We start from the raw sequence: 24957 nt of genomic DNA, 5'->3' as shown, positions 1-24957 counted from the left end.
TCTTTCATTCCGCAGCGACGCCTGAGGACGTCGCTGCAGCCTGCGCCAGCTGACGCAGGGCAAAACGCTTCAACTTGCCGGTCTCAGTCTTCGGCAATTGCGTCACGAATTCGATCGCGCGCGGATATTTGTACGGCGCGATCTCGCGTTTGACATGTTCCTGCAATTCGGCCACGAGCTGCGCGTCGGGCGTCACACCGGGCGCGGCGACGACATAGGCCTTCACGATCATGCCGCGTGCCTCGTCCGGCGCACCGACGACCCCGCATTCGACGACGGACGGATGCGTGAGCAGCGCTGCCTCGACATCCGTGCCTGCGATGTTGTAGCCGGCCGAGACGATCATGTCGTCGGAGCGCGACTGGTACCAGAAATAGCCGTCACTATCCATCAGATAGGTGTCGCCGGTGATGTTCCAGCCGTTCTGGACGTATTTCCGCTGCCGCTCGTCGGCGAGATAGCGGCAGCCGGTCGGCCCACGTACCGCTAGTCGGCCGATCGTGCCCGGCGGCACGTCGTTGCCGGCATCGTCGACGATCTTGGCCTCATAGCCCGGCACCGGCTTGCCGGTTGCGCCGGGACGGATCTCGTCCTCGGTCGCGCTGATGAAGATGTGCAGCAGTTCGGTCGAACCGATGCCGTCCATCAGCTTGATGCCGGTGGCCTTCAGCCAGGCCTCGAATGTCGGCTTGGGCAGCGTCTCGCCCGCGGAGACGCATTTGCGAAGCGAGGAGATGTCACGGCCCGCGAGCTTGCCGAGCATGGCCCGGTATGCGGTCGGCGCCGTGAAGCAGACCGTGGTCTTGTACTGCTCGACCGCATTCAGAATGTCGTCCGGCGTCGTCTTCTCCAGCACCACGAAGGAGGCGCCGATATGCATCGGAAACAGCACGCCGCCGAAGCCGAAGGTGAAGGCGAGCGGTGCCGAGCCGACGAAACGGTCCTTCTGCTCGGCCCGCAAGATGTTGCGCGCGTATCCGTCGCAGACCGCCAGCATGTCCCGATGGAAATGCATGGTGCCCTTGGGATCGCCTGTCGTGCCCGACGTGAAGGCGATCAGGCAGACGTCGTCGGACGCGGTATCGACAGCCCTGAACTCCGGGCTTGCATCCGCGACCAGCGCCTCAAGCGAGTCGCTTGCGCCATTGCCCCAATAGACCACGTGCTTGAGACTGGGCGCAGCGGCTTTCGCCTTCTCCATCTCCTCGGAGAGCTTTCCGTCACATAGCGCGAGGGTGATCTCCGCCTTCTGGATCGGATATGACAGCTCCTTGGCTCGCAAGAGCGGCATGGTCGCCACGACGATGCCGCCGGCCTTGATGACCGCGAGGTAGGTCGCGACCATCATCGGATTGTTGGCCGAGCGCAGCAGCACACGCCCGCCGGTCACAAGACCCAGCTTGCCGACCAGCACGTTGGCGATGCGGTTCACCAGGGCTTGCAGCTCGCGATAGGTGTAGCTGACCGCAGGACTGATGACGCAAGGCGCGTCGCCGTGACCTTGCTCGACCCAGCGATCGAGGAAATAGCTGACGCAGTTCAATCGCGTTGGGTAGCGCAGCTCCGGCCGCGTGAAGGTGAATTCGGGCCAGAGCTCGCGCGGCGGCAGATGTTGCCGCGCGAACGTATCGACATGGGCCGTCGCAGTATTGCCGTCACACGAGCCCGACACTTGAACCTTGGCGGCGTTGGCCATCGCACGCTCCTTTCAGCATGGATTGCACCCGGCAGCACGATCTGGAAAACATTTTAGGCTTAAAACAATTTGGCGCAATAGCGGATTTTGGGCATTCCTTGCTTTTTCCTGCGGCAAATGGGTTCGGCGGCCCGCCCGCCCGCCTGCTTAGGGCCGGCGGCGCGCGGCCGATTTCTGCGCCGACGCCTTGGTCCTGGCCAGGAGCCGCATCAATTCGCGCACATCCTTCGGCGTCAGATCGGCGAAGAGGTCGGCAATCCAGGTTTCGTGTTCCGCAGCCATTCTGCGAAACTCGGCACGCCCGAGTTTTGTGAGGCGGATCACCTGGACGCGGCGGTCCGTCTCCGAGGTGCGCCGGTCGAGGTGACCGGATTCCACCAGCCGCTCGACAAGACCGGTGACGTTGCCGTTCGACACCATCATGCGCTTGGAGACATCGGACAGCGTCATGCCGTCCGGCGCCTTGTCGAGCTGCGCCATCAGGTCAAACCGGGGCAAAGTGACGTCGAACCGCTGCCGCAGCCGGCCGCGGACTTCCCCTTCGATCAGGGTCGTGCAGGTCAACAGCCGCAGCCACAGCCGAAGCTCTTCGGCATGGTCCTCCGGCGTTTCGACGGCCTTGGTCTCGGAATCGAGCATGTTGATGCAATCACTCACGGCCGGCATTGGCGCCGGCACGGATTCCCTAACGTTTTGAGCTTCAAATAAATCGGGGCCGGCTGCAAGTCCAAAGCTGCAACAATCGACCGCAGGTCAACTTCTTTAGGCTTCAAATAATTGGCGCGCAGCTTGCATGCGCCGCTGCCCGCAGGATGCGACGCCTCGAGCTCGGCTTGCCGCGGCGGCCATCATCGGCATAAGCTTGGATTGGAGTACGCGGCTTGCAGCGCAAGCCGATCGTTACGAGGGACAGATCATGAAGACGCAAATGACCTTGGCCGCAGCCGCCATGCTGCTCGGCACCGCGATGAGCCCTGCCCTCGCCGAGGAGAAAATCAAGCTGGGTCTGGTCGTGACCCTGTCGGGACCTGCCGCTGCGTTGGGCCAGCAAGTCCGCGACGGCTTTGCGCTCGCGGTGAAGGATCTCGGCGGCAAGATGGGCGGCCGCGATGTCGAGGTGATCGTCGCAGATGACGAATTGAAGCCGGATGCGGCGGTGACCAAGGTCAAGGGCTTGCTCGAGCGCGACAAGGTCGACTTCGTGGTCGGCCCGATCTTCTCCAACATCCTCCAGGCGATCCACCGGCCCGTCACAGAATCGAAAACCTTCTTGATCAGCCCCAATGCCGGCCCGTCGACGTTTGCCGGCAAGGACTGCAATCCGTTCTTTTATGTGACCTCCTACCAGAACGATCAGGTGCACGAGATCCTCGGCAAGGTCGCGCAGGATCGCGGCTATAAGCGCATGTACCTGATGGTCCCGAACTATCAGGCCGGCAAGGATTCGGTGGCGGGCTTCAAGCTCGACTACAAGGGCGAGATCGTCGAGGAATCCTACATGCCGCTGAACACGCTGGACTTCCAGCCAGAGCTTTCCAAGATCTCGTCGCAGAAGCCCGATGCGCTGTTCACGTTCATGCCGGGCGGCCTCGGCGTCAACCTCGTCAAGCAATACCGCCAGGCAGGGCTTGCCGACAGCATTCCGGTGCTCTCGGCGTTCACGGTGGATGAATCGACCTTGCCGGCGCAGCAGGACGCGGCCGTCGGTATGTTCGGCGGCGCGAACTGGGCGCCCAATCTGGATAATCCGCAGAACAAGAAGTTCGTCGCCGCCTATGAGGCCGCCTACAACAGCGTTCCTGGTACCTACGCCTTCCAGGCCTATGACGCCGCGATGCTGATCGACAGCGCGGTCAAGGCCGTGAAGGGCGACCTCTCCAACAAGGACGCCGTCGCCGCCGCTTTGAAGAAAGCCGACTTCACCTCGCTGCGCGGCGCCTTCAAGTTCAACACCAACGGCTATCCGATCCAGAATTTCTACCTGACCAAGGTCGCCAAGCGTCCAGACGGCAAGTTCCAGACCGAAATCGTGCAGAAGGTCTTCGAGAATTACGGCGACCGCTATGCCAAGGACTGCAAGGCGACGAACTAAGGGCGTGTATCGCGGAGGACTGCAATGAAGAGCGAAATCACCGGCATCACCCGGGCCAATGAGGGCATCCAGGGCATCTCCTGGAACATCCTCGGCCAGACCTATGTGCCGAAGAGCTACGCCGAGAACAGCTTCTCCTGGCATGCGACACTGCCGCCAGGCACGTTCGTGCCCCCGCACATCCATCCCGATCAGGACGAGTATCTCTACATGCTGGAGGGCAAGCTCGACTTCATGCTCGGCAATTCGGAGGCGCAGGCGACCGCGGGCGACCTGATCCGCCTCGGCATGGGCGTGCCGCACGGCATCTTCAACAAGTCGGAGCAGACCGCAAAGGTGCTATTCTGGGTCTCGCCGAGCCGCAAGCTGTTCGACCTGTTCTGGGGCCTTCACAACATGAAAGAGCAGAAGCCCGAGGACGTGGTGGCGATGGCCGCCGAGTTCAACATCCACTTCCTGCCGCCGCCCCCCGGCGGCTAGCTAAAGTGGGATGAGGTTAGGCTCATTCGGTGGCTCGGGCTCCACCTCTCCCAGCGGGGAAGGGTGATCTGAGTTCCGGGCTAGCGCCGATTCCTCAAACTCATCCCGCTCTACCGCCGACTTCAGCGCGCACCGCCGCAAGTCCCGGCACTGCGGCGAAGCCTGCCTTGGTGGCATAGCCGCGCACGATGGCTTCGCGCTGGGAATAGCTCAGGACGTTATCGACATTGTCGAAGCCATCAGGCGCAAGCTGCTCGACGGCGTCAATGACGCCTTCGGGGCCACCGCGCCGGTTGGCGCGGACGATGTCGGCCGTCATCGGCAGACGCTTCTTCTCGTATTCGAGCAATGCCTGACGCGGATGCTCGGCGCGCACCAGCACGTCGGCAAGGCAGCGCGCGTCGAGGATCGCCTGCGAAGCGCCATTGGAGCCGACCGGATACATCGGATGCGCGGCATCGCCGAGCAGCGTGACGCGCCCCGACGACCAATAGGGCAAGGGATCGCGGTCGCAGGTCGGATATTCGTAGAATTCGGGCGTCGCCGAGATCAGGCTCTTCACGTCGATATAGGGCACCGAGAAGCGCGCGACATGCGGCATCAGCTCCTCGCGGCGGCCCGGCCGCGACCAATCTTCTTTCCGCGGCGGGGGTGCATTGCCTTCGCCCACTTTGACGAGCACCGCCCAATTGGTCAGACGGCTCGCCGGACTCGATCCTTCCGCGATCGGATAGATCACCACCTTGGCGTTGAGACCACCGGCCACGATCATCGACTTGCCGGTGAGGAATAGCGGCCAATCGCGGGCGCCGCGCCACAGCATCAGGCCATTCCAGCACGGCGGCCCCTCGTTCGGGAACAGTGTCTCGCGGACGCGCGAATGGATGCCGTCGGCGCCGATCAGGATATCGCCGCGCGCGGTGTGGACATGCACGCCGACGCGATCGAAGAAATAGGCCGTGACGCCGCCCTCGTCCTGCGTGAACGCACCCAGCCGGCAGCCGGTGTGAATAGCTTGCTGCCCGAGCCGCTCCTCGACGGCGCGATGGATGACGCCCTGAAGGCGCCCACGATGGATCGAGAATTGCGGCACGTCGTGGCCGGCGTCGATGCCGCGAGCTTCGCGCCAGACCTCCTGGCCGTGGCGATTGAGGTAATAGAGCTGATCAGTGCGGATCGCGACCTCGTCGAGCTTCTGCAACAGGCCAAGCCCGGCCAGCTCGCGCATGGCATGCGGCAGCGTGTTGATCCCGACGCCGAGCTCGCGAATGGTGTCGGCCTGCTCGAAGATCTCACAATCCAGGCCGCGCGAGCGCAACATCAATGCCGTGGTGAGACCACCGATACCGCCACCGACGATAATCGCCTTCATCGCCCTTACTCCACTCGAAACACAGGCAATGGGTCAAGGTCGCACGGGCGGTCACTCCGCCGCAAGCGGCTTTGTCGCCTCCGCCTTGAGCTCGGCCCGGGTCTTGGGCTTAGCCTTAATTCTCAGCTCCTCGAAGTCCTGCCGGTCACGGACGCTGTTACGGAAAATCTGATCCTTTCCGGGCAGATATTGCGGCGGGCAGAAAGCGTCGTTTGCCCCATACCAGGCCGCCGCCTTCATGGTGAAGAAGGGGTCGACCAGATGCGGACGGCCGAGCGCGACGAGATCCGCCCGGCCGGCGGCCAAGATGGTGTTGGCCTGGTCCGCCGTCGTGATGTTGCCGACGCACATGGTGGCTACCCGCGCCTCGTTGCGGACCTGGTCGGAGAACGGCGTCTGGAACATGCGCCCGTACACCGGCTGCGCATCGCGCACGGTCTGCCCGGTCGAAACGTCGACGAGATCGACACCCGCCTCGGCAAAGGCGCGCGCGACGGCGACGGCGTCGTCGCCGGTGATGCCGCCCTCCGCCCAATCAGTCGCAGAGATACGCACCGACATCGGCTTGTGCGACGGCCACACGGCCCGCAATGACTCGAAGATCTCGAGCGGAAACCGCAGCCGGTTTTCGAGCGAACCGCCATACTCGTCCGTGCGGGTGTTGGTGAGCGGCGAGATGAAGCTCGCGAGCAGATAGCCGTGGGCGCAGTGCAATTCGAGCATGTCGAAGCCGCAGCGCTCGCCGCGCTCGGCCGCCGCCACGAAAGCATCCCTTACCGCGCTCATGCCGGCGCGATCGAGCTCGCGCGGCACCTGGCTATCGGGGAAATAGGGCAGCGGCGATGCCGAGAAGACCTCCCAACCGCCCTGTTCCAGCGGTCGGTCCATGCCGTCCCACATCAATTTGGTCGCGCCCTTGCGGCCGGCGTGGCCCAGTTGCAGGCAGATTTTCGCGGCCGAATTGCCGTGGATGAAATCCACGATGCGCCGCCACGCGGCTTCCTGCTCGTCGGTCCAGAGACCGGCGCAGCCGGGCGTGATCCGGGCATCGCGGCTGACGCAGGCCATCTCGGTGAAGATCAGCCCGGCGCCGCCGATCGCACGCGAGCCGTAATGCACCAAGTGGAAGTCTGTCGGCACTCCCTCCTGCGCCGAATACATGCACATCGGCGACATCACCGCGCGATTGGCCAGCTCCATCTCGCGCAAACGAAACGGCTGGAACAGCGGCACCATCGGCCGGTCGGTGTCGACATCGAAGCCGCTGCTGCGCACCTGCTTGGCGAACGACTTGTCGACCTCGGCCACGAAATCCGGCGCGCGGAGCTTGAGATTGTCGTAGGTGATCGCCTTCGAGCGCGTCATGACGCCGAAGGCGAACTGCACGGGGTCAAAATCCCAGAAGCGGTCGACATGCTCGAACCAGACCAGCGAAACGTCGGCGGCATGCTGCGTCTTCTCGACCTCCTCGCGGCGGCCGTTCTCATAGACTTCCAGCGCCGCCTTAATGCTGGGCGCCTTCTCCATCGCTTCGGCCAGCGCGATGGCGTCTTCCATCGCGAGCTTGGTGCCCGAGCCGATCGAGAAATGCGCGCTCGCCTTGGCATCGCCGAGCAGGACCATGTTGTCCTTGACCCAGCGCTTGCTGCGGATCATGGGGAAGTTGCGCCACATCGAGCGGTTGGTCAGCAGCTTGTGCCCATCAAGGAACCAGCCGAAGATGTCCGCCATCCGCGCGGCGGACTGAGCCTCGTCCAGTCCTGTTAGCCCCGCCCGCGCGAACGTCTCGGGATCAGTCTCGAAAATCCAGGTCGAATGCCCGGCCTCATACTGATAGGCATGGGCGATGAAGGGCCCCCACTCGGTCTCCTGGAAGATGAAGGTGAAGGCATCGAGCGGCCTGGTCGAGCCCATCCAGGCGAACTTGTTGGAGCGAACGTCGACCTCGGGCTGGAAATGATCGATGTATTTCTCGCGGAAGCGGCTGTTGATACCGTCCGCAAGCAGGATGAGGTCGGCGTCGGCGAAGCGGGATTCGTCGTCGATATCCACTTCGAAATGCAGGGAGACGCCCAACTCGCGTGCCCGCTCCTGAAGAATCAGCAGCAGCTTCTGCCGTGAGCAGCCGCAAAAGCCGTTGCCACCGACCCGGTGCACCGTGCCGCGGAAATGCACGGCAATGTCGTCCCAATAGGCGAATTCCTGAGTGATGCGGCGGTAGCTCGGAAGATCGTGCTTCTCGAAATTGTCCAGCGTGGCGTCGGAGAACACCACGCCGAAGCCGAACGTGTCATCGGCCCGATTGCGCTCATACACGGTGACTTCGGCGCCTGGGCGCTGCTTCTTGAGCAGGATCGCAGCGTAGAGACCCGCAGGTCCGCCACCGATGATCGCGACTTTCATGGGAGCCTCGCCAATTCACCTGGTCACGAAAACTATTTTAAGCCTAAAATAATTTTGCGCAAGTCCCCCCGTTGCCGGTGTGCCCCCTAAAGACGATCGTCCTAGTCGCCTCTGAAGACCGGCTTGACCTTGTTGGCGAACGCCTCGAAGGCGCGCTCGAAATCCGCCGTCGTCATGCACAGCGCCTGGGCAACGGCCTCCGCCTCGATCGCCTCCTCCACCGACATCGCCCATTCCATCGCCAGCATCCGCTTGGTCATGGTGTTGGCGAAGGTCGGTCCTTCCGCGACCTGCTTGGCCAGCAATTGCGCCTGGGGCAGCACCTGCTCCGGCGTGACGAGGCGGCTGAAGAAGCCCCAGCGCTCGCCCTCCTCCGCGGTCATGAACCGGCCGGTGTAGAGCAGTTCGGAGGCGCGTGACTGTCCGATGATCCGCGGCAGGATCGCGCAGGCGCCCATGTCGCAGCCGGCGAGGCCGACCTTGTTGAACAGGAACGCGACCTTTGTGCCGCTCGCCGCGAGGCGCATATCCGACGCCATGGCGATGATCGCCCCGGCGCCCGCGCAGATGCCCTCGACCGCAGCCACGATCGGCTGCGGGCAGGCCCGCATCGCCTTGACGAGGTCGCCGGTCATGCGCGTGAAGGCCGTCAGCCCCTTGGTATCCATCTTCACGAGCGGGCCGATGATCTCGAACACGTCGCCGCCGGACGAGAAATTGCCGCCGGCTCCCGCGACGACGATGGATTTGACCGCATCATCGAACGCGCAGGCGCGGAAGAAATCGGTCAGTTCCCGGTAGCTTTCGAAGGTGAGCGGATTCTTTCGCTCGGGGCGATTGAGCGTAACCGTCGCGACACCGTCGACCACGGCCAGCAGGAAGTGCTGCGGCGAGTAATCTGCAAGCGGTATGGTGACGGGATTGGCTGGTCTGCTCATGCGATCTCCTTAGCTTCCTTGTTTCGCGCCTGCGCCACACACGCTAGATTTCACCACCGGCAACCGCGATCGCCTGTCCAGTGATCGCGCCGGCGCCCTCACCGCACAGCCACAGCACTGCATCGGCCACCTCTTGAGGCGTGATCAGTCTTCCTTGCGGATTATGTTTCGCGAGCTCGGCGATCGCCTGCTCGCGGGTTCGGCCGGTCTTCGTCATGATGTTTTCGATGCTGCCGGCGACCAGATCGGTGTCGGTGAAGCCGGGACACACTGCATTCACCGTCACATTGCTTCCAGCCATCTCGAGGGCGAGCGAACGCACGAGACCGACCACGGCGTGCTTGGCCGCAGCGTAGGCGCTGACATAGGCATAGCCCTTGAGCCCGGCCGTGGACGCAACCGCGACAATGCGGCCATAGGGACGGTCTTTCATGCCCGGCAACACACCGCGGATGGCATGGACCACGCCCATGAAATTGACATCCATCATGCGGCTGAAGAGGGCACTGTCCGATTTCGCGAATGGCGCCGATTCAGCGCTGCCTGCGTTGGCAATCAGGATGTCGATCGGCTTGCGCGCACTCGCTTCAAGGATAGCCGCCTTCAACGACGCTTCATCAGAGACGTCGGCAACGGCCGCAAAATGCGCAGCGCCGACGTTGACGGCCTCTGCAAGAGGCGCCGCATTCCGACCGAGCACGGTCACGGTCGCGCCAGCACCGACAAGCGAGGCCGCGATGGCGCGGCCGATGCCGCGACCGCCACCGGTCACCAGCGCGTGCGGCGAATGCGGCAATCCGGACATGCGCTTGCTCCCTGAGATCCTGATCGTTCTCTCGATATATTTTAACCTTCAAATTTTTGCAACGAAAGCGCCAATCGGCATGGGGAACGACTGCATGGCGGGCCGGCCCGAAAATTGCTTTAAGTATAAAATTATCCCTTCCCATCGTCCGCGAGCCTGTTAGCATCACAGAGCCAAGCAAAAGGATTGTCGCGTGTCGCTGCCTGCGCCAATGATAACAAAGGACGGACGCTTCGCCTACGAAGCCGCGGGCGATCCGGGCGCGACACCTTTGATTTTCCTGCACGGCATTGGCGGCGCGGCGCGAGCCTGGCGGCACCAGCTCGCCACATTCGGCAACCGCTTCCGCGCGATCGCATGGGACATGCCGGGTTATGGCGGATCGGCGCCGCTGGCCAGTGTCAGCATTGCTGCCTTGGCCGATGCGCTCCAGCAATTCATCGAGCAGCTCGGCGCAAGCAAGCCCATTCTGGTCGGCCATTCGATCGGCGGCATGATCGTCCAGAAATGGCTGGTGCAGTCGCCGAAACGGGCGCGCGCAGTCGTCCTGGCGCAGACCAGCCCGGCCTTCGGCAAAGCCGACGGCGATTGGCAGAGATCCTTTATCGCAGCGCGGCTCGGGCCGCTCGATCGCGGGGAGACAATGACGTCGCTGGCGCCTTCGCTGGTGAAGGAGCTGATCGGCGACGATCCTGATCCGAACGGGATGGAAATGGCACGTCAGTGCATGGCAAGCGTGCCTGAGGCCAGCTATCGCGCCATGATGCTGGCTCTCATCGGATTCGATCAGCGCAGCACGCTCAGGGATATTTCCGTCCCGACACTGCTGCTGTCCGGCTCGAAGGACAACAACGCGCCCGCACCGATGATGGCGAAGACGGCGACCTTTATTCCGGGAGCTGAATATGTCGAGCTCGCTGGCGTGGGCCATCTCGCCAATCTCGAACGCCCCGATGCCTTCAACGAAGCGCTCGGCCGGTTCCTGAACTCTCTCGCGACCAAAGCCTAAGGTGATTGCGCCATGACCATGCAAGTCGGCAAGAATATCGGCGCAAGCGACAAGGCCGTGCTCGACGGGCCGATCTTCGATCCCGTCGCATACCGCCTGGGTGACGAGCAGGGCGGCATCATTGCGCGCGCCCGCGAGATCGGCCAGAGCGTGTTCGCCGGCCGCGCCGCGACCTATGATCGCGAGGCGGCCTTCCCGACCGAGAATTATCGCGATCTGCACCGCACCGGCCTGCTCGGCATTGCCATCCCCAAGAAGCACGGCGGCCTCGGCGCGAACTACCAGACCTATGCCTTGGCCGCCGCCGAAATCGGCCGCTATTGCGGTGCGACGGCGCTGACCTGGAACATGCATGTGTGCTCGACGCTGTGGTCGGGCCCGCTGGCCGACGATCTCGACATGGACGCGGACACCCGCGCCGCGCACGAGCGGCGGCGCGCGGTGCACTACAGGCGCATCGTCGAGGACGGCGCGATCTATTCGCAGCCCTTCTCCGAAGGCGGCGCGGCCGCTGCGGGCGGTGTCGCTTTCGGCACGGAAGCAAGGCCGGTCGAGGGCGGCTGGATCGTCAACGGCAAGAAGATCTTTGCGTCGCTCTCCGGTCATGCCGACTATTACGGCGTGCTCTGCACCGAGATCGAGGAAGGCGGCAAGGCATCGCGTCGCAACACCCTTTATTTGGCCATCCCCGCCAAATCGCAAGGCGTCTCGGTCGTCGGCGACTGGGATCCGCTCGGCATGCGCGGCACCGTCTCGCGGACGCTGCTGTTCAAGGACGTGTTCGTGCCGGAGGATTCCGCGCTGATGCCGCGCGGCGTGTATTTCCAGGCCGCGATGCGCTGGCCGCACATGTTCCTGACGCTGTCGCCGACCTATATGGGCCTTGCGCAAGCCGCTTACGATTTCACCGTGCGTTATTTGCGCGGCGAGGTGCCGGGCATGCCGCCGGTTAAGCGCCGGATGTACCCGACCAAGCAGATCGCGGTCGCGCAGATGCAAATCAAGCTCGAGCAGATCAAAGCGATCTGGTTCCAGGCTGTGACCGAAGCCCGCGCCAATCCGAGCAAGGAACAGGTTCTGCGCGCCTACGCCGCACAATATTCGGTGATGGAGGGCGCCAATGAGCTCGCCACGCTCGCGATCCGCACCTGCGGCGGTCAGGCCATGCTGCGGTCGCTGCCGCTGGAGCGGATCTATCGCGACAGCCGCTGCGGCTCGCTGATGCTGCCCTGGACCGCCGAGCTCTGCCTCGACCGGATCGGACGCGAGGCGCTGTACGAGGCCGGCGAGACGGACGACTGACGGTGGACCTCTGTAGCCTGATCGACCGCAACGCGGCGTTCGCGCCAGACAAGACGGCCATTGCCTTCGAAGGCGAACGGCTGAGCTATTCCGCATTCGCCGCACGCATCGAACGGACCGCAACCGCCTTGAAGCAGGAACTCGGCGTCGGCCGCGGCGACCGTGTCGCGATCCTGAGCCTGAACCGGCCGGACTACCTCGTTCTGCTCTACGCTTGCGCGCGGCTCGGGGCGATGCTGGTGCCGCTGAACTGGCGGCTGGCGGTCGCCGAGCAGCTGTTCATTCTGAGCGATGCCGGCGCCAAGGTCCTGGTGCTCGAGCAGGCATTTGAGGGAGTGCTTGCCGAGCTTGGGCGGACCGCGCCGGGGACATCCGTCGTCGGCCTCGACTTCACGCCGCCTCGCGGCACGACATTCGAAGGTCTGCTGGATCGCGGCCAGGGCAGCGGCCGCAATCCGCACACCGATCTCTCCTGCCCGCTTCTCATCGTCTACACGTCAGGAACGACGGGTCGGCCGAAGGGCGCGGTGCTGCGGCAAGAGGCGCTGTTCTGGAACGGTGTCATGAGCCAGCACATGCACAACATGACGTCAGACGACCACGTGCTGACCGTGCTGCCGTTCTTTCATGTCGGCGGCCTCAATATCCAGACCACGCCCGCGCTGCAGTTGGGCGCAACCGTCACGATCCACGCCCGCTTCATGCCGGATACGGCGCTCGCGGCGATCGAACGCGAGCGGCCGACGCTGACCGTGATGGTGCCGGCGATCATCCAGGCCGTGAGCGAGCATCCCGCCTGGGCGACGGCTGATCTCTCGTCACTCAAGGCCGTCGCCACGGGTTCGACCATCGTGCCGCCGCACCTGATCGACCGCTTCGTCGCGCGTGGCGTTCCCGTGCTTCAGGTCTACGGCTCGACGGAAACCTGCCCCATCGCAATCTACACCCGCCTCGGCGGCGATCTGTCGCGTGTGGGATCGACCGGACTCGCTGGCTTGTGTTGTGAGGCAAAGGTGGTCGATCAGGCCGGTGTCGAGGTGCCGGCTGGCACACCGGGCGAAATCGCTGTGCGCGGCGCCAACGTGTTTTTCGAATATTGGGGCAATGCGGACGCCACGCGTGAAGCGCTGCAGGACGGCTGGTATCGCACCGGAGATATCGGCCTGTGCGACGCGGACGGCTATTTCTGGGTGCGCGACCGCAAGAAGAACCTGATCATTTCCGGCGGCGAGAATGTCTACCCAGCGGAAGTCGAGCGCGTCCTGCTCGAACATCCCGACGTCAGCGAATGCGCCGTGATCGGCCGGCCGGACCCGCGCTGGGACGAAGTCCCCATCGCTTATGTGATCCGGCGATCCGGCTCGCATCTCGAAGCGGAGGAGCTCAGAACGCACATCCAGGCGCAGCTCGCGCGATTCAAAGTTCCACGCGATATCGTCTTCGTCACCGACTTGCCTCGCACGGCGCTGGGCAAGGTGCAACATTTCCTGCTGAAGCAGCTCGATGCGCAATCGCGCGCGCAAGGAGAAACATCTTGAAGATTGCGGTTCTGGGTGGGGGAAACGGCTCTTTCGCGGCCGCGGGCGATTTTGCGCTGTCGGGGCATGAGGTCCGGCTCTGGCGCCGCGACGCGGATCAGGTCGCGGCGCATCGCGCTGCCGGCTCGCGCATCCTGGTTAAGGACCATAGCGGCCGCCACGACGTGAAGCTCGCGCTGATCACGGCCGACATCGCCGAAGCCGTCAACGGCGTCGAGCTGATCCTCTGCCCCGCCCCCGCCTTCGCACAGCCGCATATTGCCGGTCTGCTCGCCCCGCATCTGCGGGACGGCCAGGTCGTTTTTCTACCGCCGGCGACATTCGGCTCGATGATCTTCGCCCAAGCGGCCCGAGACGCCGTCAACCATGCCAAGGCCAGCTTTGCCGAGACCGGAACCTTGCCCTGGCTGACCCGCAAGCATGGACCGTTCGAGGTCGCGATCACCATCCGCGCCAAGCGACTGCCGGTCGGCGTGTTCCCGCTCGATCAGGCAGCGCATGCGCTCGAAGTCATTGGACGCGCTTTCCCGGGCGTGATCGAACCGTGCGGAGATGCGTTATCCGGCGCCCTGATGAATGCAGGGCCTATCATCCATCCGCCGTTGATCGTGATGAACGCCGGGCCGATCGAACATTTCGAACGCTGGGACATTCACAAGGAAGGTACGCAAGCCGCGATCCGCCGGGTGACCGACGCCCTCGACGCGGAACGCATCGCGGTGCGCGAGGCGCTCGGTTACGGCGCGCCGCATTTCCCGCTCGCTCATCACTACGCGAAGGAAGGCGAGATCTGGATGTATGGCCGCGGCTCGCACGACCGGCTGACCGATTCCGGGGACTGGCGCGAACGGATCGTGCTGACCGAGCACCGCTACATGCGCGAGGATCTGCGGCTCGGGCTGTCGTTGCTGGTCTCCGTCGCCGGCCTGGCTGGCGAGGCCACACCGCTGGCCAAAGCGTTCCTGGCGATCGGCGGCGCGGTCTGCGGCGAGGATTTTGCGCGAGATGGCCGAACGCTCGAGACGCTGGGCCTCGGCGATCTCAGAAAAGCTGAATTGCAGACGCTGCTTCGCAATGGATTCTGATCGATGACCAATCGCGTCAACATTGCCTGTCTCGGGGCCGGCCGCATGGGACGTGGCATCGCCGTCGCATTCGCCTATGCGGGGCACAGGGTCACGATGATCGACATCAAGGCGCGCTCCGCGGACGATTTCGCCAAGCTGGAGGCGGACGCGCTCGGCGAAGTCAGGAAGACCTTCGACAGCCTGTCGAAGCTGGGGCTATTGACCGAGGCCGACGTCGATCCGCTCATCGCGCGGGTCTCGGTGGTGGCAGCCGGCGAAAGCGGTGCAGCTCTCTCCGAGGCCGCTATGGTCTTCGAGGGCGTTCCTGAGGTCGTCGAGCTCAAGCGGGAGGTGCTGGCGGCCGCCTCAAGGCAAGTCGGCCCGGATACGATCATTGCATCGACGACGTCGACCATCCTCGTCGACGATCTCTCCGTCGCGATCGTGAATCCTCGCCGCTTCCTCAACGTGCATTGGCTCAATCCGGCCTATCTGATCCCGCTGGTCGAGGTTTCGCCCGGCAAGGCCACCGATCCCGCCATCATCGACGAGGTCAAGGCGCTGCTCGAAGGCATTGGCAAAGTACCGGTGGTCTGCGCAGCGACGCCGGGCTTCATCGTCCCGCGCATTCAGGCGCTGGCGATGAACGAGGCCGCTCGTATGGTCGAGGAGGGTGTCGCCAGCGCGGAAGAAATCGACAAGGCGATCCGCTACGGCTTCGGCTTCCGCTACGCCGTGCTCGGCCTGCTCGAATTCATCGACTGGGGCGGCGGCGACATCCTCTACTACGCCAGCCGCTATCTCGAGGGCGCACTCGGCAGCGACCGCTATCGGGCGCCAGAGGTGATTTCGCGCAACATGAGCGAGGGACGGATCGGCCTGCGGACCGGCGCGGGCTTCCTCGACTATTCCGGCCTCGATGTCGATGCCTATCGAGTGGAGCGACTCAAGGCCATGGTCGACCTGCTCCGCCACTTTGGCCTGGCGCGGCCGCCTGTGGTCGATCGCGGCTAGCCGAAGATGTCTTGGAGCACACCTTCGCGGACGACGGCAACGCCGTCCAGTTCGATGGTTGTTCCCATCATTGGCAGATCGAAATGACCCGCCGTATAGCGGCCTGCGAACTCGTTCGCACCGGTCGAGAACAGGAAATTTCCGGACACAGCGCGAAGCTCCGTGCCGTTGGTATCGCGCTGGTCGTACATCGAGAGCGCCTCGTACCGCGCGCCGGGGTTCATGCCAAAACCGACATGCGAGACCGCATAGGCTTCCCGATCGCCCCAGGCGGCGAGATAGCTGCGCATCATCGCCGCATCCGTACCTTCGCCTTCCAGCTCGATGACATAATCGTCCTTCAGCGTCATCTTAACCGGCGACGTCAGATAACGCTTGAAGGTGAGATTGATGTCGCCGGGCGCCATCACCAGCGTGCCGTTGATGGTCCCGCTCTTGGGAAAGCTGACGACGATTCCACCGGGCCAATGCGCCAGCGTACCGGGTTTGTCGGTCCAGCCCCATACGCCGACCGTGGAGGCTCCGACCATGTCGACGTCGAGCGCCGTTCCTGCTTTTGAGGTGACCCGCATCCGCTTGGTCCCGCGCAGCATCTTTGCAGCAGCACGAACACGCTTCTCGAGCGCGGGATCTGGCACCATCCGCTCCAGCGCCTCGGGATGCTCGTTCGAAATCACCAGAATGCGCGCGCCGGCTTTGAGAATTTCGGGTGTCTCCACCGCGTGCATCAGGCCCTCGATGGTGCAATCCACCACAAAGCCGGCCTGCTGAAGCGCGCTGATCACCGGCCCCAGCCGCTGGATCGCCTCGCTCGCTCCGGTCGAGCGAACCGGCACGACATGACGGTTACGCGGTGTCGGCATCACCACATGAAACGGTCGCGCTCCCATCCGCAGCAGCGCGAGCTCCGCCAGATGCACGTTCAACGCACGCGACTGGGTTTCCGAGAGGATCGCCGCGGTATCGCCGGCCTTGACGGCGCATCGCTCAAAGATCTCGTAAAATGCGTCGATCCATTTTGCCTCGATGCGATCAGCCAGCATGGTTCACTCCCTGTCTTCAGAATTCTTATTTGTCTGTTACGCTTCGGGGAAGCCCCGGAGCAGATACGATCGCACAGCCCCAAGTAAGCCGTTCAGGATCAAACCCAGCAGCGAGATCGTGATCAACGGGACGAACATGTCCACGGCCTGAAAGGTTCGGGCCGCCGTCACGAGCGCATGACCCAGTCCGTCCGTCGAGGTGATCATCTCGGCCAGAAACACCACGATGCAGGAAATGACAAGACCGATCCGGCAGCCGGTCAGGATCGACGGCATCGCCGCCGGCAGCACGACCTTGAAGAGGATTTCATAGCGCGGCGTTCCCGCCGCCATGGCCGACCAGATCAGCTTCTGCTCCACGGTCGACGCGCCGTAGTAGGTGGACAATAGAATGGGAAAGAGAGCATCGGCAGCCACCAATGTGATCTTCGACCCGTGGCCAAAGCCGAGCAGCAGCAGCAATGCTGGATAGAGGGCGACCTTGGGCAATGGCGCCAATACGCGCACGATTGGCCGAACCACGGCGTTGATCGCGGGATTGGCGGCGGCAGCGATGCCGATACTGACACCCAGTACGACCGCAATCGCGAACCCAGCAAACAGCCGGACCAGGGTGGCCGCGATCTCCTGCTGAAACGTCCACGTCACGAGCTGCTGGAACAACCGGCTGAAGACGTAGCCTGGAGGCGGCAGCAGAGTCACAGGCGCAAGGCCTGTTGACACGAGGCCTTGCCACACTGCGATCACCAGCACGATCGGGGCAATGCCAAGAACGACGTTTGGGGCGAGAAGGCGCGACATCATGAGAAGCTCAGCGGCATGTCGAACTGAGGCTCGGACCAGCGCACAAGGCGGGCACGAACCCTTTCGAAAATCGCGTCGAGGCAGATTCCCATTGCCCCCACGATGATGATCATCGCAAAGACGGTGTCATATTGGCCCATGTCGAGCGCGTTGAACAGGATGTTCCCGGCGCCGGACTGGCGGGCGATCATCTCGCTGGTGATCATCGTGATCAGCGCCAGCACCAATCCCGTGCGGCAGCCGGTCAGAATTTCCGGCAGTGCCGCGGGCAACACGATGCGCATCAGGCGTTGCGCCGGAGAAAGCCCCATCGCGGCGCCTGACCACAGCATCTTCTCTTCCACAGCCTTGGCGCCTTCGAAGCTGTGATAAATCACTGGCAGGCTGACGCCGAGGAAGATCACCAACGTCTTCGTGACGTCGCCAACGCCCAGCCACAGCATGATAATCGGCATCAACGCCGCCTTCGGCACCGGATAGATCACCATCAGGAGCGGATTGAAGAAGGCTGCGACTGCGCGGCTGCGTCCCATCAAGAGGCCAAGTGGAATCGAAACAAGCACGGCTACGCCGAACCCAAGCGCCATGCGGCGAAGCGAGGCCAGAATGTTGATCAGGGATTCCTTATCGCCAAGAATATCCGGGATCGCGCGGATCGCTTCGATCGCCGTCGGAAAACTGTCGTTCTTCAGCGCGAGTGACGCGACCTGCCACACCGCCAGCAATCCGATGCAGGCGAGCACCGGGGCAGCGCGCTTGACTATGGCAGCCGACGACATCATGCGGGCGCGCCGGCTGCGTCGCTCTCATCGAACATGTGCTCGATATCGACGACGTATTTCTGGTACCGTGGATCGAGCAACAGCTCGTTGCGACGGCGCGGCCGCGGCAGATCAATATCGATGACCTGCCGGATGCGGCCGGGCGATTTCGACATCATCACGACCTTGTCGGAGAGGAAGACAGCCTCGTCGACCGAGTGGGTGACGAACAACACCGTCTTGCGATCACGCTCCCAGATGTTCAAGAGATCGTTCTGCAAGCGGGTCCGGGTATGCGCGTCGAGCGCACCGAACGGCTCGTCCATCAACAGGACTTCGGGATGGTAGGCGAGCGTTCGCGCCAGCGCGACGCGCTGCTTCATGCCGCCCGACAGCTCCTTGGGATAGAAGTTCTCGTAGCCCTTGAGGCCGACCATTTCGATCAAGGCGCGGCTCTGCGCTTCAGCCTCAGCGGTGCGCACGCCCTGCTGGCGCGGGCCATACATCACATTGCCGAGCACCGTTTTCCAAGGAAACAGGGCAAATTCCTGAAACACGGGTCCGCGATCTGGACCGGGCCCCGTGATCGCCTGCCCCTTCATCTTCGCCGCGCCGCTGGTCGGGCTGACGAAGCCCCCGACGATGTAGAGCAGTGTCGACTTGCCACAGCCGGAGGGACCAAGGATTGAGACAAATGCGCCCTCGTCGATCGTGAGCGAGATGTCCGATAACGCCACATGATCCTTCCGCGCCGAGGTTTGAAAAACCTGCGAGACGCGGTTGATCTGAATGATCGCAGAAGCCCGGTTTTGTGACATTACCGGTTTCACCCATTCACTCGATCTCGAAGGCACTGCCGTCATCCCGTCGCTCGCCTCACTTGCGCGTAAACATTACTCGACGAACCTGCCGAACGTTCACCTTCAGCGGCACGAGGTTAGCAAGAAACCTGCCAGACCGGCTGCCGCTTTCGCACGGGTGCGGTGCGTCATCCGAACCAGGGCCATTCCGCCGGCCCTTCATGCGTGACAGCTCCACCCGGTGCCTGGCCGACCAATCGCGCATATTTCGCCAGAGCGCCGGCTCGATGACGCGGCGGGCGAGGCTTCCAATCGCGTCGGCGCGCCGCAAGTTCCTGCTCGTCGACCAGCATGTCCATCCGCCGGTTTGCGGCATCAATCCGGATCCTGTCGCCGTCACGAACAAGCGCCAGGGGACCGCCAACGAAGGCCTCGGGAGACACGTAGCCGATGCACATGCCGCGGGTCGCGCCAGAAAACCGTCCGTCGGTGATCAGGGCCACTTTCTCGCCCATGCCTTGCCCGTAGATCAGCGCGGTGACCCCAAGCATCTCGCGCATGCCGGGGCCACCAACCGGCCCTTCATTGCGGATCACCAGCACCTCGCCCACCCTGTAGCTGCGATCACGAACCGCTGCGACGCAAGCCTCCTCGTCTTCAAAAACGCGTGCCACGCCCTCGAAGAACTGTCTCTTCAATCCCGCAACCTTGATCACCGCACCGTCCGGACAGAGGTTGCCCTTCAGCACCGCCACGCCGCCATCGGGCATGATCGGCGCACGGGCCGCGTAAACGACCTCACCATCGGGCGCGTTAGCCGCACCATATTCTTCGGCAAGCGTGCGGCCCGTGATGGTGATGCAGCTGCCATCGATATGCCCGCTCTGGATCAGTTCGCGGATCACCACGGCAGCGCCGCCGATATCGTAGACATCCTTCGCCGTGTATTTGCCTCCAGGCCGCAGATTTCCGATCAGCGGGGTCCTGGCAAAAACCTCGCCGACGTCATCGATGGTGAATGCGATGCCTGCCTCGTTCGCGATCGCCGGCAGATGCAGCGCGGCATTGGTTGAGCCGCCCGTCGCAGCGACAATCGCGGCACCATTCTCCAGGGACTTTCGCGTCACGATGTCGCGCGGCAGTGGGCCGCGGCGTTCCAGCATCTCCATGATCAGGCGTCCGGCCCGGCGTGAGATCTGCGCGCGCTCGGCGTAGACACCGGGCACCATCGAGACGTTGGGGATGGTGAGGCCCACCGCCTCCGACACCATGCCCATGGTATTCGCAGTGAACTGGCCGGCGCACGCACCGATCGTCGGCAGGCAGGCGCGCTCGATCCGCTCGAGCGTGGCGCCATCGATCTCGCCGGTCATAAAGCTGCCGACAGCCTCATAGGAGTCGAGCACCGTCAGGGTCCGCCCGTCCACGCGGCCCGGCAGCGAGCTGCCGCCGTAGATGAAAATGGATGGCACGTTGCAGCGAACCATACCCATCATCACGCCGGGAAGCGTCTTGTCGCATCCGCCATATCCGATCAGGGCGTCGTAAGCCAGACCATGGACGACCGCTTCGATGGAGTCGGCGATCAGCTCGCGCGAAAACAGGGAGAACTTCATCCCCTCATGATTCATGCTGATGCCGTCGGAAACCGACACGGTGGAGAATTCCCGCGGCGTGCCACCGGCCTCCTCGATTCCGGTCTTGGCCGCGGCGACCTGAAAGTCGTGGGTCATATTGCAGGGCGTTTGCTCGCCCTTCATGCTGACGACGCCGACCATCGGCTTGGCGATCGCGGCATCGTCGAGACCCATTGCGCGCATGAACGCACGATGCGGGGCTCGATCGAGACCGTCTGTGGTGACCCGTGATCGCAACTTCTTCATACGTGCATCTTCTTCATGCTGCGTCCCGGATGATCCGGGACGCCACGATCCCCCTCTTCGGACAATTCGCCCGCTCGCCTATTGCAGCGGAGCGACGATCGTCGGATGCTTGAACTGTGAGACATCCAGTTTCGGCAGCATTCCTGTCTCTGCATAGATGTCCAGCATCTTCTGGATCGCGGGGAAATTCGGTGCCGCACCTGGATCGCGGCCGAAATCGTTGTCCTTGAGCAGATATGTTTCGAGCACTGGAACAGGCGCTTTCAGCACCTCGGACACGACCTTCAGGGTCTCTTCGCGGTTTGCCAGCGCCTTCTTCATGCCCGACGTGATGTCGCGGACATAGGCCTTGACGAGTTCCGGGTTCTTGTCGACGAAATCGGCACGGCAGGCTTCCAGGATGTGCACGATGTTCGGCATCGCCTGCGACAGCGAGAACAGCTTTCGGGTGCCGCCCTTTGCCTCTGCGCGCGCGGCAAAGGGCTGGTTCATGTTGACTGCATCGACGCGGCCCTGCCGGAGCGCGTCTTCGGAGACGGCAAAGCCGACCTCGACCAGCTTGATGTCCTTGGCCGGATCGACGCCATTCTGCTTCAGGAGCAGGTTGAATGGCCCCTGCGTGCCGCCGCCGATCACGGAAATGCCGACCGTCTTGCCCTTGAGATCGGCGATCGTCTTGATCGGCGAGTCATTCATTACAGCCCAATAGACCGAGAAGCCGCCGGGCTTCTCGAAGACGTGCTGTGCCACGATATAGGCCTTGAGATTGCCGCCGACCACGCCATTGGCTAGCGACAGCGGCGCCTGTGTCGCGCAATCCAGCGCCCCAGCTGCAAGTGCCTGCGTCATCGGCGCGGTGCCCTGAAACTGGGTCCATTCGACGTTGTAGGCCTTGCCGAGGTTGGGAAACTCAGCCGGGCGGCGCATCATCCAGTACTTGGATTCTTCGGCCGGGATCGTCCAGCCGACGCGGATGGTCTGCTGCGCCCGCAACGGGCCTGAGCCCACGATTACGGCCGCAACCGCGCTCAATGCCAGGATCCACCTCGAAACGGTTCGCATCGTGCCTACTCCGCTGCTCCGGCGCCGACGGGCGCCCCCAACCCGACCAGGCCCAAATGTTTCATGGTTCAAACAATCAGGCAAGCCATGCATGCCCACCGGTGTCACCGAGCGAAGCGCCATGTAAGATAAGGCGGCGGTCGCACGGCGCTGCGCCGCGACACAAGGAGGCAACCTATGGCTGATGCGAGCAGGACAAACCCGCAAGGGGTCGAGAGGCTCGGCTATATCGGCCTTGGGCTCATGGGCGCACCGATGACCCGGCGCCTGCTCAGGGCTGGCCATCAGGTCACCATCTGGAACCGATCGCAGGACAAGATGGCTCCGCTCGTCGAGGCCGGCGCAAGCCGCGCAGATACGCCCCGCGACGTGATGGCGAGCTCGGCGATCGTCTTCATGTGCGTGACGGACGCCGCCGTCGTCGAAGAGGTGATCTTCGGGCGCGATGGTCTTTCATCGGCTCCCGGCGCCGGCAAGCTTGTCGTCGACTTCTCGTCGATTCATCCTGACGCCGCACGCGACCTTGCAACGCGACTGAAAGACGCGAACGGTACCGGCTGGATCGATGCGCCAGTGTCCGGGGGCACGACGGGCGCTGAGGAAGGCACCCTAGCGATCATGGCTGGCGGAGAAGCGGCCGATATCGAGAGGGTACGGCCCTATGTGCTGGCCATGGCGCGCAGGTTCACTCACATGGGCCCGATCGGTGCCGGCCAGACCACAAAGCTGTGCAATCAGGTGATCGTCGGATGCGCGATGGCCGTCCTCGCGGAGGCAACGCGCCTTGCCGTGAACGCCGGAATTGACGCCAACCGATTGCCCGAAGCACTCGCCGGCGGCTTCGCGGATTCCATCCCACTCCAGCTCTTCGTGCCGCGGATGGTTCAGGGCATTCACACCCCGCCGCTCGGGCACATCGCAACAATGCTCAAGGACCTCGATACGGTCGCCGATGTCGCACAGGCGACCTCCACGCCGGTGCCGATGGCCTCGCTTGCAGGGCAACTTTTCAGGTTGGCGAAGGCAGCGCGAGGCGCGGAAGCGGACGCGCTGGAGATCTACAAGCTTTCAGCGTCGGAGCGAGCTGTCTAGGACGGAAGCGCGTTACGGCGCCTTGTTGCGCTCATCGTCGGCCAGAAAGCGACCAAACGTCCCGCGCGCAAAGAGCAGCGGCTCCTTCGCGCCGTAAGCATAAGCCTCGACTGCGCCGAGAAAGATCACGTGGTCGCCGCCATAGTAGCGATTGACGGAGCGGCATTGGAAATTGGCGACGCTGTTTGCCAGCACCGGCGCACCGCCAAGCCCCGGCGCCCAATCGACGCCGGTGAATTTGTCGTCGGACGGTTTTGCGAATTTGTTCGCGAGCGCCTGTTGCGAAGCGCCAAGCACGTTGACCGTGAAATGACTGGCGTTCTGGAATACGGTCAGACTCGAGGAATAGACAACGAGGCTCCACAGAACCAGCGGAGGATTCAGCGAGACCGAGGCGAACGAATTGCACGTCAGACCATACGGCTTGCCATCAGGAGCCGCGGCCGTGATGATCGTTACGCCCGTTGCGTAGGTGCCGAGCGCGTTGCGGAAATCGCGAGGATCGATCAACGAGCTGTCGCTCGCGAATTCGTTGGCTGGATCGGGAACGGCCGGCTGCTTCGGCAGATCATTCATCGGCCGGCCTCACAGCGTGAGATTCTCGGACGGCAGGCCCAGCGCCACGCGTCCATAATTGGTCCCGGCCGCGTCGAAATTGAACGCGAGATGCGAGTTGATCGCGTGCGCATCGCGGAACTGCCGCTGCAGCACCCCGGTCGTGAACAGGCCGCGCGCTCCACTGGCGGCAAACAGCATGGAGACCGCTTCGGTGCACAGATTCACCGAAAAGGCTCCATCGCGCCGATATCTGGTTTTGGTCGCCATATCAGGAATACGACCGCACCGAGCGTTCTCCATCGCATCCAGGCAGGCCGAGCGCATGATCAGGCGCGCCGCATCGATCTTCGCCGAGGCCTCCGCGATCTTGATTTGCGTGCTTTGAAAGTCGCTCAGCTTGGCACGGTTGTAGGTCGAGATGCGATGACGCGCGACCTCGGCATAATCGTCGAGGCACGCCTGCGCGTTTCCCAGCGCGACGCCGGAGAGGACGTAAGGAAACAGCGAGAACACAGGGAGCGCATACAGCGGATTCGGATTGACCTTGCTTCCCGGCGTTGGGCCCCCGGCGAGATCGCCGACGGCGACCGTCATATAATCAGGCACAAAGGCGTCCCTGACCTCCACGTCGCAAGATCCCGTCCCGCGCAATCCCGCGACATTCCAGGTGTCGAGGACATTATAGTCGCCTTTCGGCAGCAAAAAGATTCGATACGCGATGCCGTCGGCTTCGTCGTCGGAGTAAACAACGCTTGCGAGCATATTCCATTCGCAGGAAGCGACGCCCGAGGAGAACGGCCAGCTACCATGCAGCCGATATCCACCCGCGACCCTCGTGGCGCGTCCGGCCGGAAAAATGAACGAGGACGCAATCAACACGTCCGGATCGCCGTCCCAGACCAGATCCTGCGCCTTCTGCTCGAACATGCCGAGCATCCAATGATGGCTCGCCAGGTTGGCCAGGTTCCAAGCCACCGAGGCATCCGCCGATCCAAGCAGTTCGGCGCAGTCGATCAGGGCAACATAGTCAAGCTCCGCGCCGCCAATTCGTCTCGGTTGGAGCATCCGGAACAGTCCGGCGTCGTGGAGATCCTCTTCAGTCTCCGGCGGAAGATGCCGTAGCTCCTCCGTCCGCGCCGCCCGCTCTCGCAGCCTTGGGAGGAGCGCCCGGGCCTTCGCGATCATTGCCGCATAGGCGCGTTCACCGGCTTCCAGTCCAGCGGGCTCGCTCATGCTCG

The 24957-nt window shown here is 63.4% G+C and carries 22 protein-coding genes; 8 read left to right on the top strand and 14 right to left on the bottom strand.

From position 1 onward, the window contains the following. Nucleotides 1-4 precede the first annotated feature (4 nt). Together BLV07_RS23270 and BLV07_RS23265 are read right to left on the bottom strand one after the other, a co-directional pair. Nucleotides 5-1696 carry a benzoate-CoA ligase family protein gene (locus BLV07_RS23270; RefSeq protein WP_091889979.1) on the bottom strand — a complete coding sequence of 564 codons (1692 nt, stop codon included), beginning with the start codon at nucleotides 1694-1696 and terminating at the stop codon, nucleotides 5-7. Between the two features lie 147 nt (nucleotides 1697-1843). Then, nucleotides 1844-2362: a MarR family winged helix-turn-helix transcriptional regulator gene (locus tag BLV07_RS23265; RefSeq protein ID WP_164934521.1), complete on the bottom strand. Its 519-nt coding sequence runs from the start codon at nucleotides 2360-2362 to the stop codon at nucleotides 1844-1846. Nucleotides 2363-2612: 250 nt separating this feature from the next. Between BLV07_RS23265 and BLV07_RS23260 the strand changes: the two genes are divergently transcribed. Together BLV07_RS23260 and BLV07_RS23255 are read left to right on the top strand one after the other, a co-directional pair. Then, nucleotides 2613-3788 carry an ABC transporter substrate-binding protein gene (locus BLV07_RS23260; protein ID WP_091890259.1) on the top strand — a complete coding sequence of 392 codons (1176 nt, stop codon included), beginning with the start codon at nucleotides 2613-2615 and terminating at the stop codon, nucleotides 3786-3788. Nucleotides 3789-3812: 24 nt separating this feature from the next. Beyond that, nucleotides 3813-4268, top strand: coding sequence for a cupin domain-containing protein (locus BLV07_RS23255; RefSeq protein ID WP_080136282.1), 456 nt, complete (start codon nucleotides 3813-3815; stop codon nucleotides 4266-4268). A 100-nt stretch (nucleotides 4269-4368) separates the two neighbouring features. On the opposite strand, the gene BLV07_RS23250 is transcribed toward BLV07_RS23255, so the two are convergent. The 4 genes from BLV07_RS23250 to BLV07_RS23235 form a co-directional block, all read right to left on the bottom strand. Continuing rightward, the gene (locus BLV07_RS23250) at nucleotides 4369-5640 is read right to left on the bottom strand and encodes a flavin-dependent oxidoreductase (protein ID WP_091889976.1); all 1272 of its coding nucleotides are present in this window, start codon (nucleotides 5638-5640) and stop codon (nucleotides 4369-4371) included. A 51-nt stretch (nucleotides 5641-5691) separates the two neighbouring features. Further along, entirely contained in the window at nucleotides 5692-8043 is a 2352-nt protein-coding gene (locus BLV07_RS23245) for a bifunctional salicylyl-CoA 5-hydroxylase/oxidoreductase (RefSeq protein ID WP_091889973.1), read from the bottom strand. Nucleotides 8044-8144: 101 nt separating this feature from the next. Further along, nucleotides 8145-8981, bottom strand: coding sequence for an enoyl-CoA hydratase family protein (locus tag BLV07_RS23240; protein WP_091889970.1), 837 nt, complete (start codon nucleotides 8979-8981; stop codon nucleotides 8145-8147). 43 nt (nucleotides 8982-9024) lie between these two features. Beyond that, nucleotides 9025-9786 carry an SDR family NAD(P)-dependent oxidoreductase gene (locus BLV07_RS23235; protein WP_091889968.1) on the bottom strand — a complete coding sequence of 254 codons (762 nt, stop codon included), beginning with the start codon at nucleotides 9784-9786 and terminating at the stop codon, nucleotides 9025-9027. A 193-nt stretch (nucleotides 9787-9979) separates the two neighbouring features. Between BLV07_RS23235 and BLV07_RS23230 the strand changes: the two genes are divergently transcribed. The 5 genes from BLV07_RS23230 to BLV07_RS23210 are packed head-to-tail and all read left to right on the top strand — an operon-like array spanning nucleotide 9980 to nucleotide 15716. Further along, nucleotides 9980-10795, top strand: a complete 816-nt coding sequence (locus BLV07_RS23230) for an alpha/beta fold hydrolase (protein ID WP_091889965.1) — start codon at nucleotides 9980-9982, stop codon at nucleotides 10793-10795. A gap of 12 nt (nucleotides 10796-10807) precedes the next feature. Beyond that, nucleotides 10808-12097, top strand: a complete 1290-nt coding sequence (locus BLV07_RS23225; protein WP_091889962.1) for an acyl-CoA dehydrogenase family protein — start codon at nucleotides 10808-10810, stop codon at nucleotides 12095-12097. 2 nt (nucleotides 12098-12099) lie between these two features. Further along, nucleotides 12100-13635: a class I adenylate-forming enzyme family protein gene (locus BLV07_RS23220; protein WP_091889959.1), complete on the top strand. Its 1536-nt coding sequence runs from the start codon at nucleotides 12100-12102 to the stop codon at nucleotides 13633-13635. Beyond that, nucleotides 13632-14720 carry an NAD/NADP-dependent octopine/nopaline dehydrogenase family protein gene (locus BLV07_RS23215; protein WP_091889956.1) on the top strand — a complete coding sequence of 363 codons (1089 nt, stop codon included), beginning with the start codon at nucleotides 13632-13634 and terminating at the stop codon, nucleotides 14718-14720. Before BLV07_RS23220 ends, BLV07_RS23215 begins: the two co-directional genes overlap by 4 nt. Before the next feature lie 3 nt (nucleotides 14721-14723). Further along, entirely contained in the window at nucleotides 14724-15716 is a 993-nt protein-coding gene (locus BLV07_RS23210; RefSeq protein WP_091889953.1) for a 3-hydroxybutyryl-CoA dehydrogenase, read from the top strand. Here BLV07_RS23210 and BLV07_RS23205 read toward each other — a convergent pair. The 6 genes from BLV07_RS23205 to BLV07_RS23180 all read right to left on the bottom strand — a co-directional run bounded on the left by BLV07_RS23205 (nucleotide 15713) and on the right by BLV07_RS23180 (nucleotide 22069). Further along, the gene (locus tag BLV07_RS23205; RefSeq protein ID WP_091889950.1) at nucleotides 15713-16759 is read right to left on the bottom strand and encodes a 2,5-dihydroxypyridine 5,6-dioxygenase NicX family protein; all 1047 of its coding nucleotides are present in this window, start codon (nucleotides 16757-16759) and stop codon (nucleotides 15713-15715) included. The genes BLV07_RS23210 and BLV07_RS23205 overlap by 4 nt on opposite strands. Before the next feature lie 36 nt (nucleotides 16760-16795). Next, nucleotides 16796-17563, bottom strand: a complete 768-nt coding sequence (locus BLV07_RS23200) for an ABC transporter permease (RefSeq protein WP_091889947.1) — start codon at nucleotides 17561-17563, stop codon at nucleotides 16796-16798. After that, nucleotides 17560-18345, bottom strand: a complete 786-nt coding sequence (locus tag BLV07_RS23195) for an ABC transporter permease (RefSeq protein ID WP_091889944.1) — start codon at nucleotides 18343-18345, stop codon at nucleotides 17560-17562. The genes BLV07_RS23200 and BLV07_RS23195 overlap by 4 nt, the downstream gene beginning before the upstream one ends. Beyond that, nucleotides 18342-19187 (bottom strand): ABC transporter ATP-binding protein, encoded by an 846-nt coding sequence (locus tag BLV07_RS23190; protein ID WP_091889941.1) that lies wholly within the window; start codon nucleotides 19185-19187, stop codon nucleotides 18342-18344. Before BLV07_RS23190 ends, BLV07_RS23195 begins: the two co-directional genes overlap by 4 nt. A gap of 125 nt (nucleotides 19188-19312) precedes the next feature. Further along, the gene (ilvD, locus tag BLV07_RS23185; RefSeq protein WP_091889939.1) at nucleotides 19313-21007 is read right to left on the bottom strand and encodes a dihydroxy-acid dehydratase; all 1695 of its coding nucleotides are present in this window, start codon (nucleotides 21005-21007) and stop codon (nucleotides 19313-19315) included. A 78-nt stretch (nucleotides 21008-21085) separates the two neighbouring features. Beyond that, nucleotides 21086-22069, bottom strand: coding sequence for an ABC transporter substrate-binding protein (locus BLV07_RS23180; RefSeq protein WP_176945707.1), 984 nt, complete (start codon nucleotides 22067-22069; stop codon nucleotides 21086-21088). A gap of 177 nt (nucleotides 22070-22246) precedes the next feature. Between BLV07_RS23180 and BLV07_RS23175 the strand changes: the two genes are divergently transcribed. Further along, nucleotides 22247-23161 (top strand): NAD(P)-dependent oxidoreductase, encoded by a 915-nt coding sequence (locus BLV07_RS23175; RefSeq protein WP_091889933.1) that lies wholly within the window; start codon nucleotides 22247-22249, stop codon nucleotides 23159-23161. Between the two features lie 12 nt (nucleotides 23162-23173). Here the strand turns inward: BLV07_RS23175 and BLV07_RS23170 are convergent, their stop codons facing one another. Both BLV07_RS23170 and BLV07_RS23165 read right to left on the bottom strand, forming a co-directional pair. Continuing rightward, nucleotides 23174-23737 carry a flavin reductase family protein gene (locus BLV07_RS23170; protein WP_091889929.1) on the bottom strand — a complete coding sequence of 188 codons (564 nt, stop codon included), beginning with the start codon at nucleotides 23735-23737 and terminating at the stop codon, nucleotides 23174-23176. A gap of 9 nt (nucleotides 23738-23746) precedes the next feature. Then, on the bottom strand, nucleotides 23747-24952 hold the full coding sequence (locus BLV07_RS23165; RefSeq protein WP_244551190.1) for an acyl-CoA dehydrogenase family protein: 1206 nt from the start codon (nucleotides 24950-24952) through the stop codon (nucleotides 23747-23749). Between the last annotated feature and the right edge of the window lie 5 nt (nucleotides 24953-24957).

This window comes from Bradyrhizobium sp. Rc2d, assembly GCF_900099855.1.
Lineage (GTDB): Bacteria > Pseudomonadota > Alphaproteobacteria > Rhizobiales > Xanthobacteraceae > Bradyrhizobium.
Note: the sequence above shows the minus strand (reverse complement) of the source record. Positions and strands in the feature narration are given on the sequence as shown.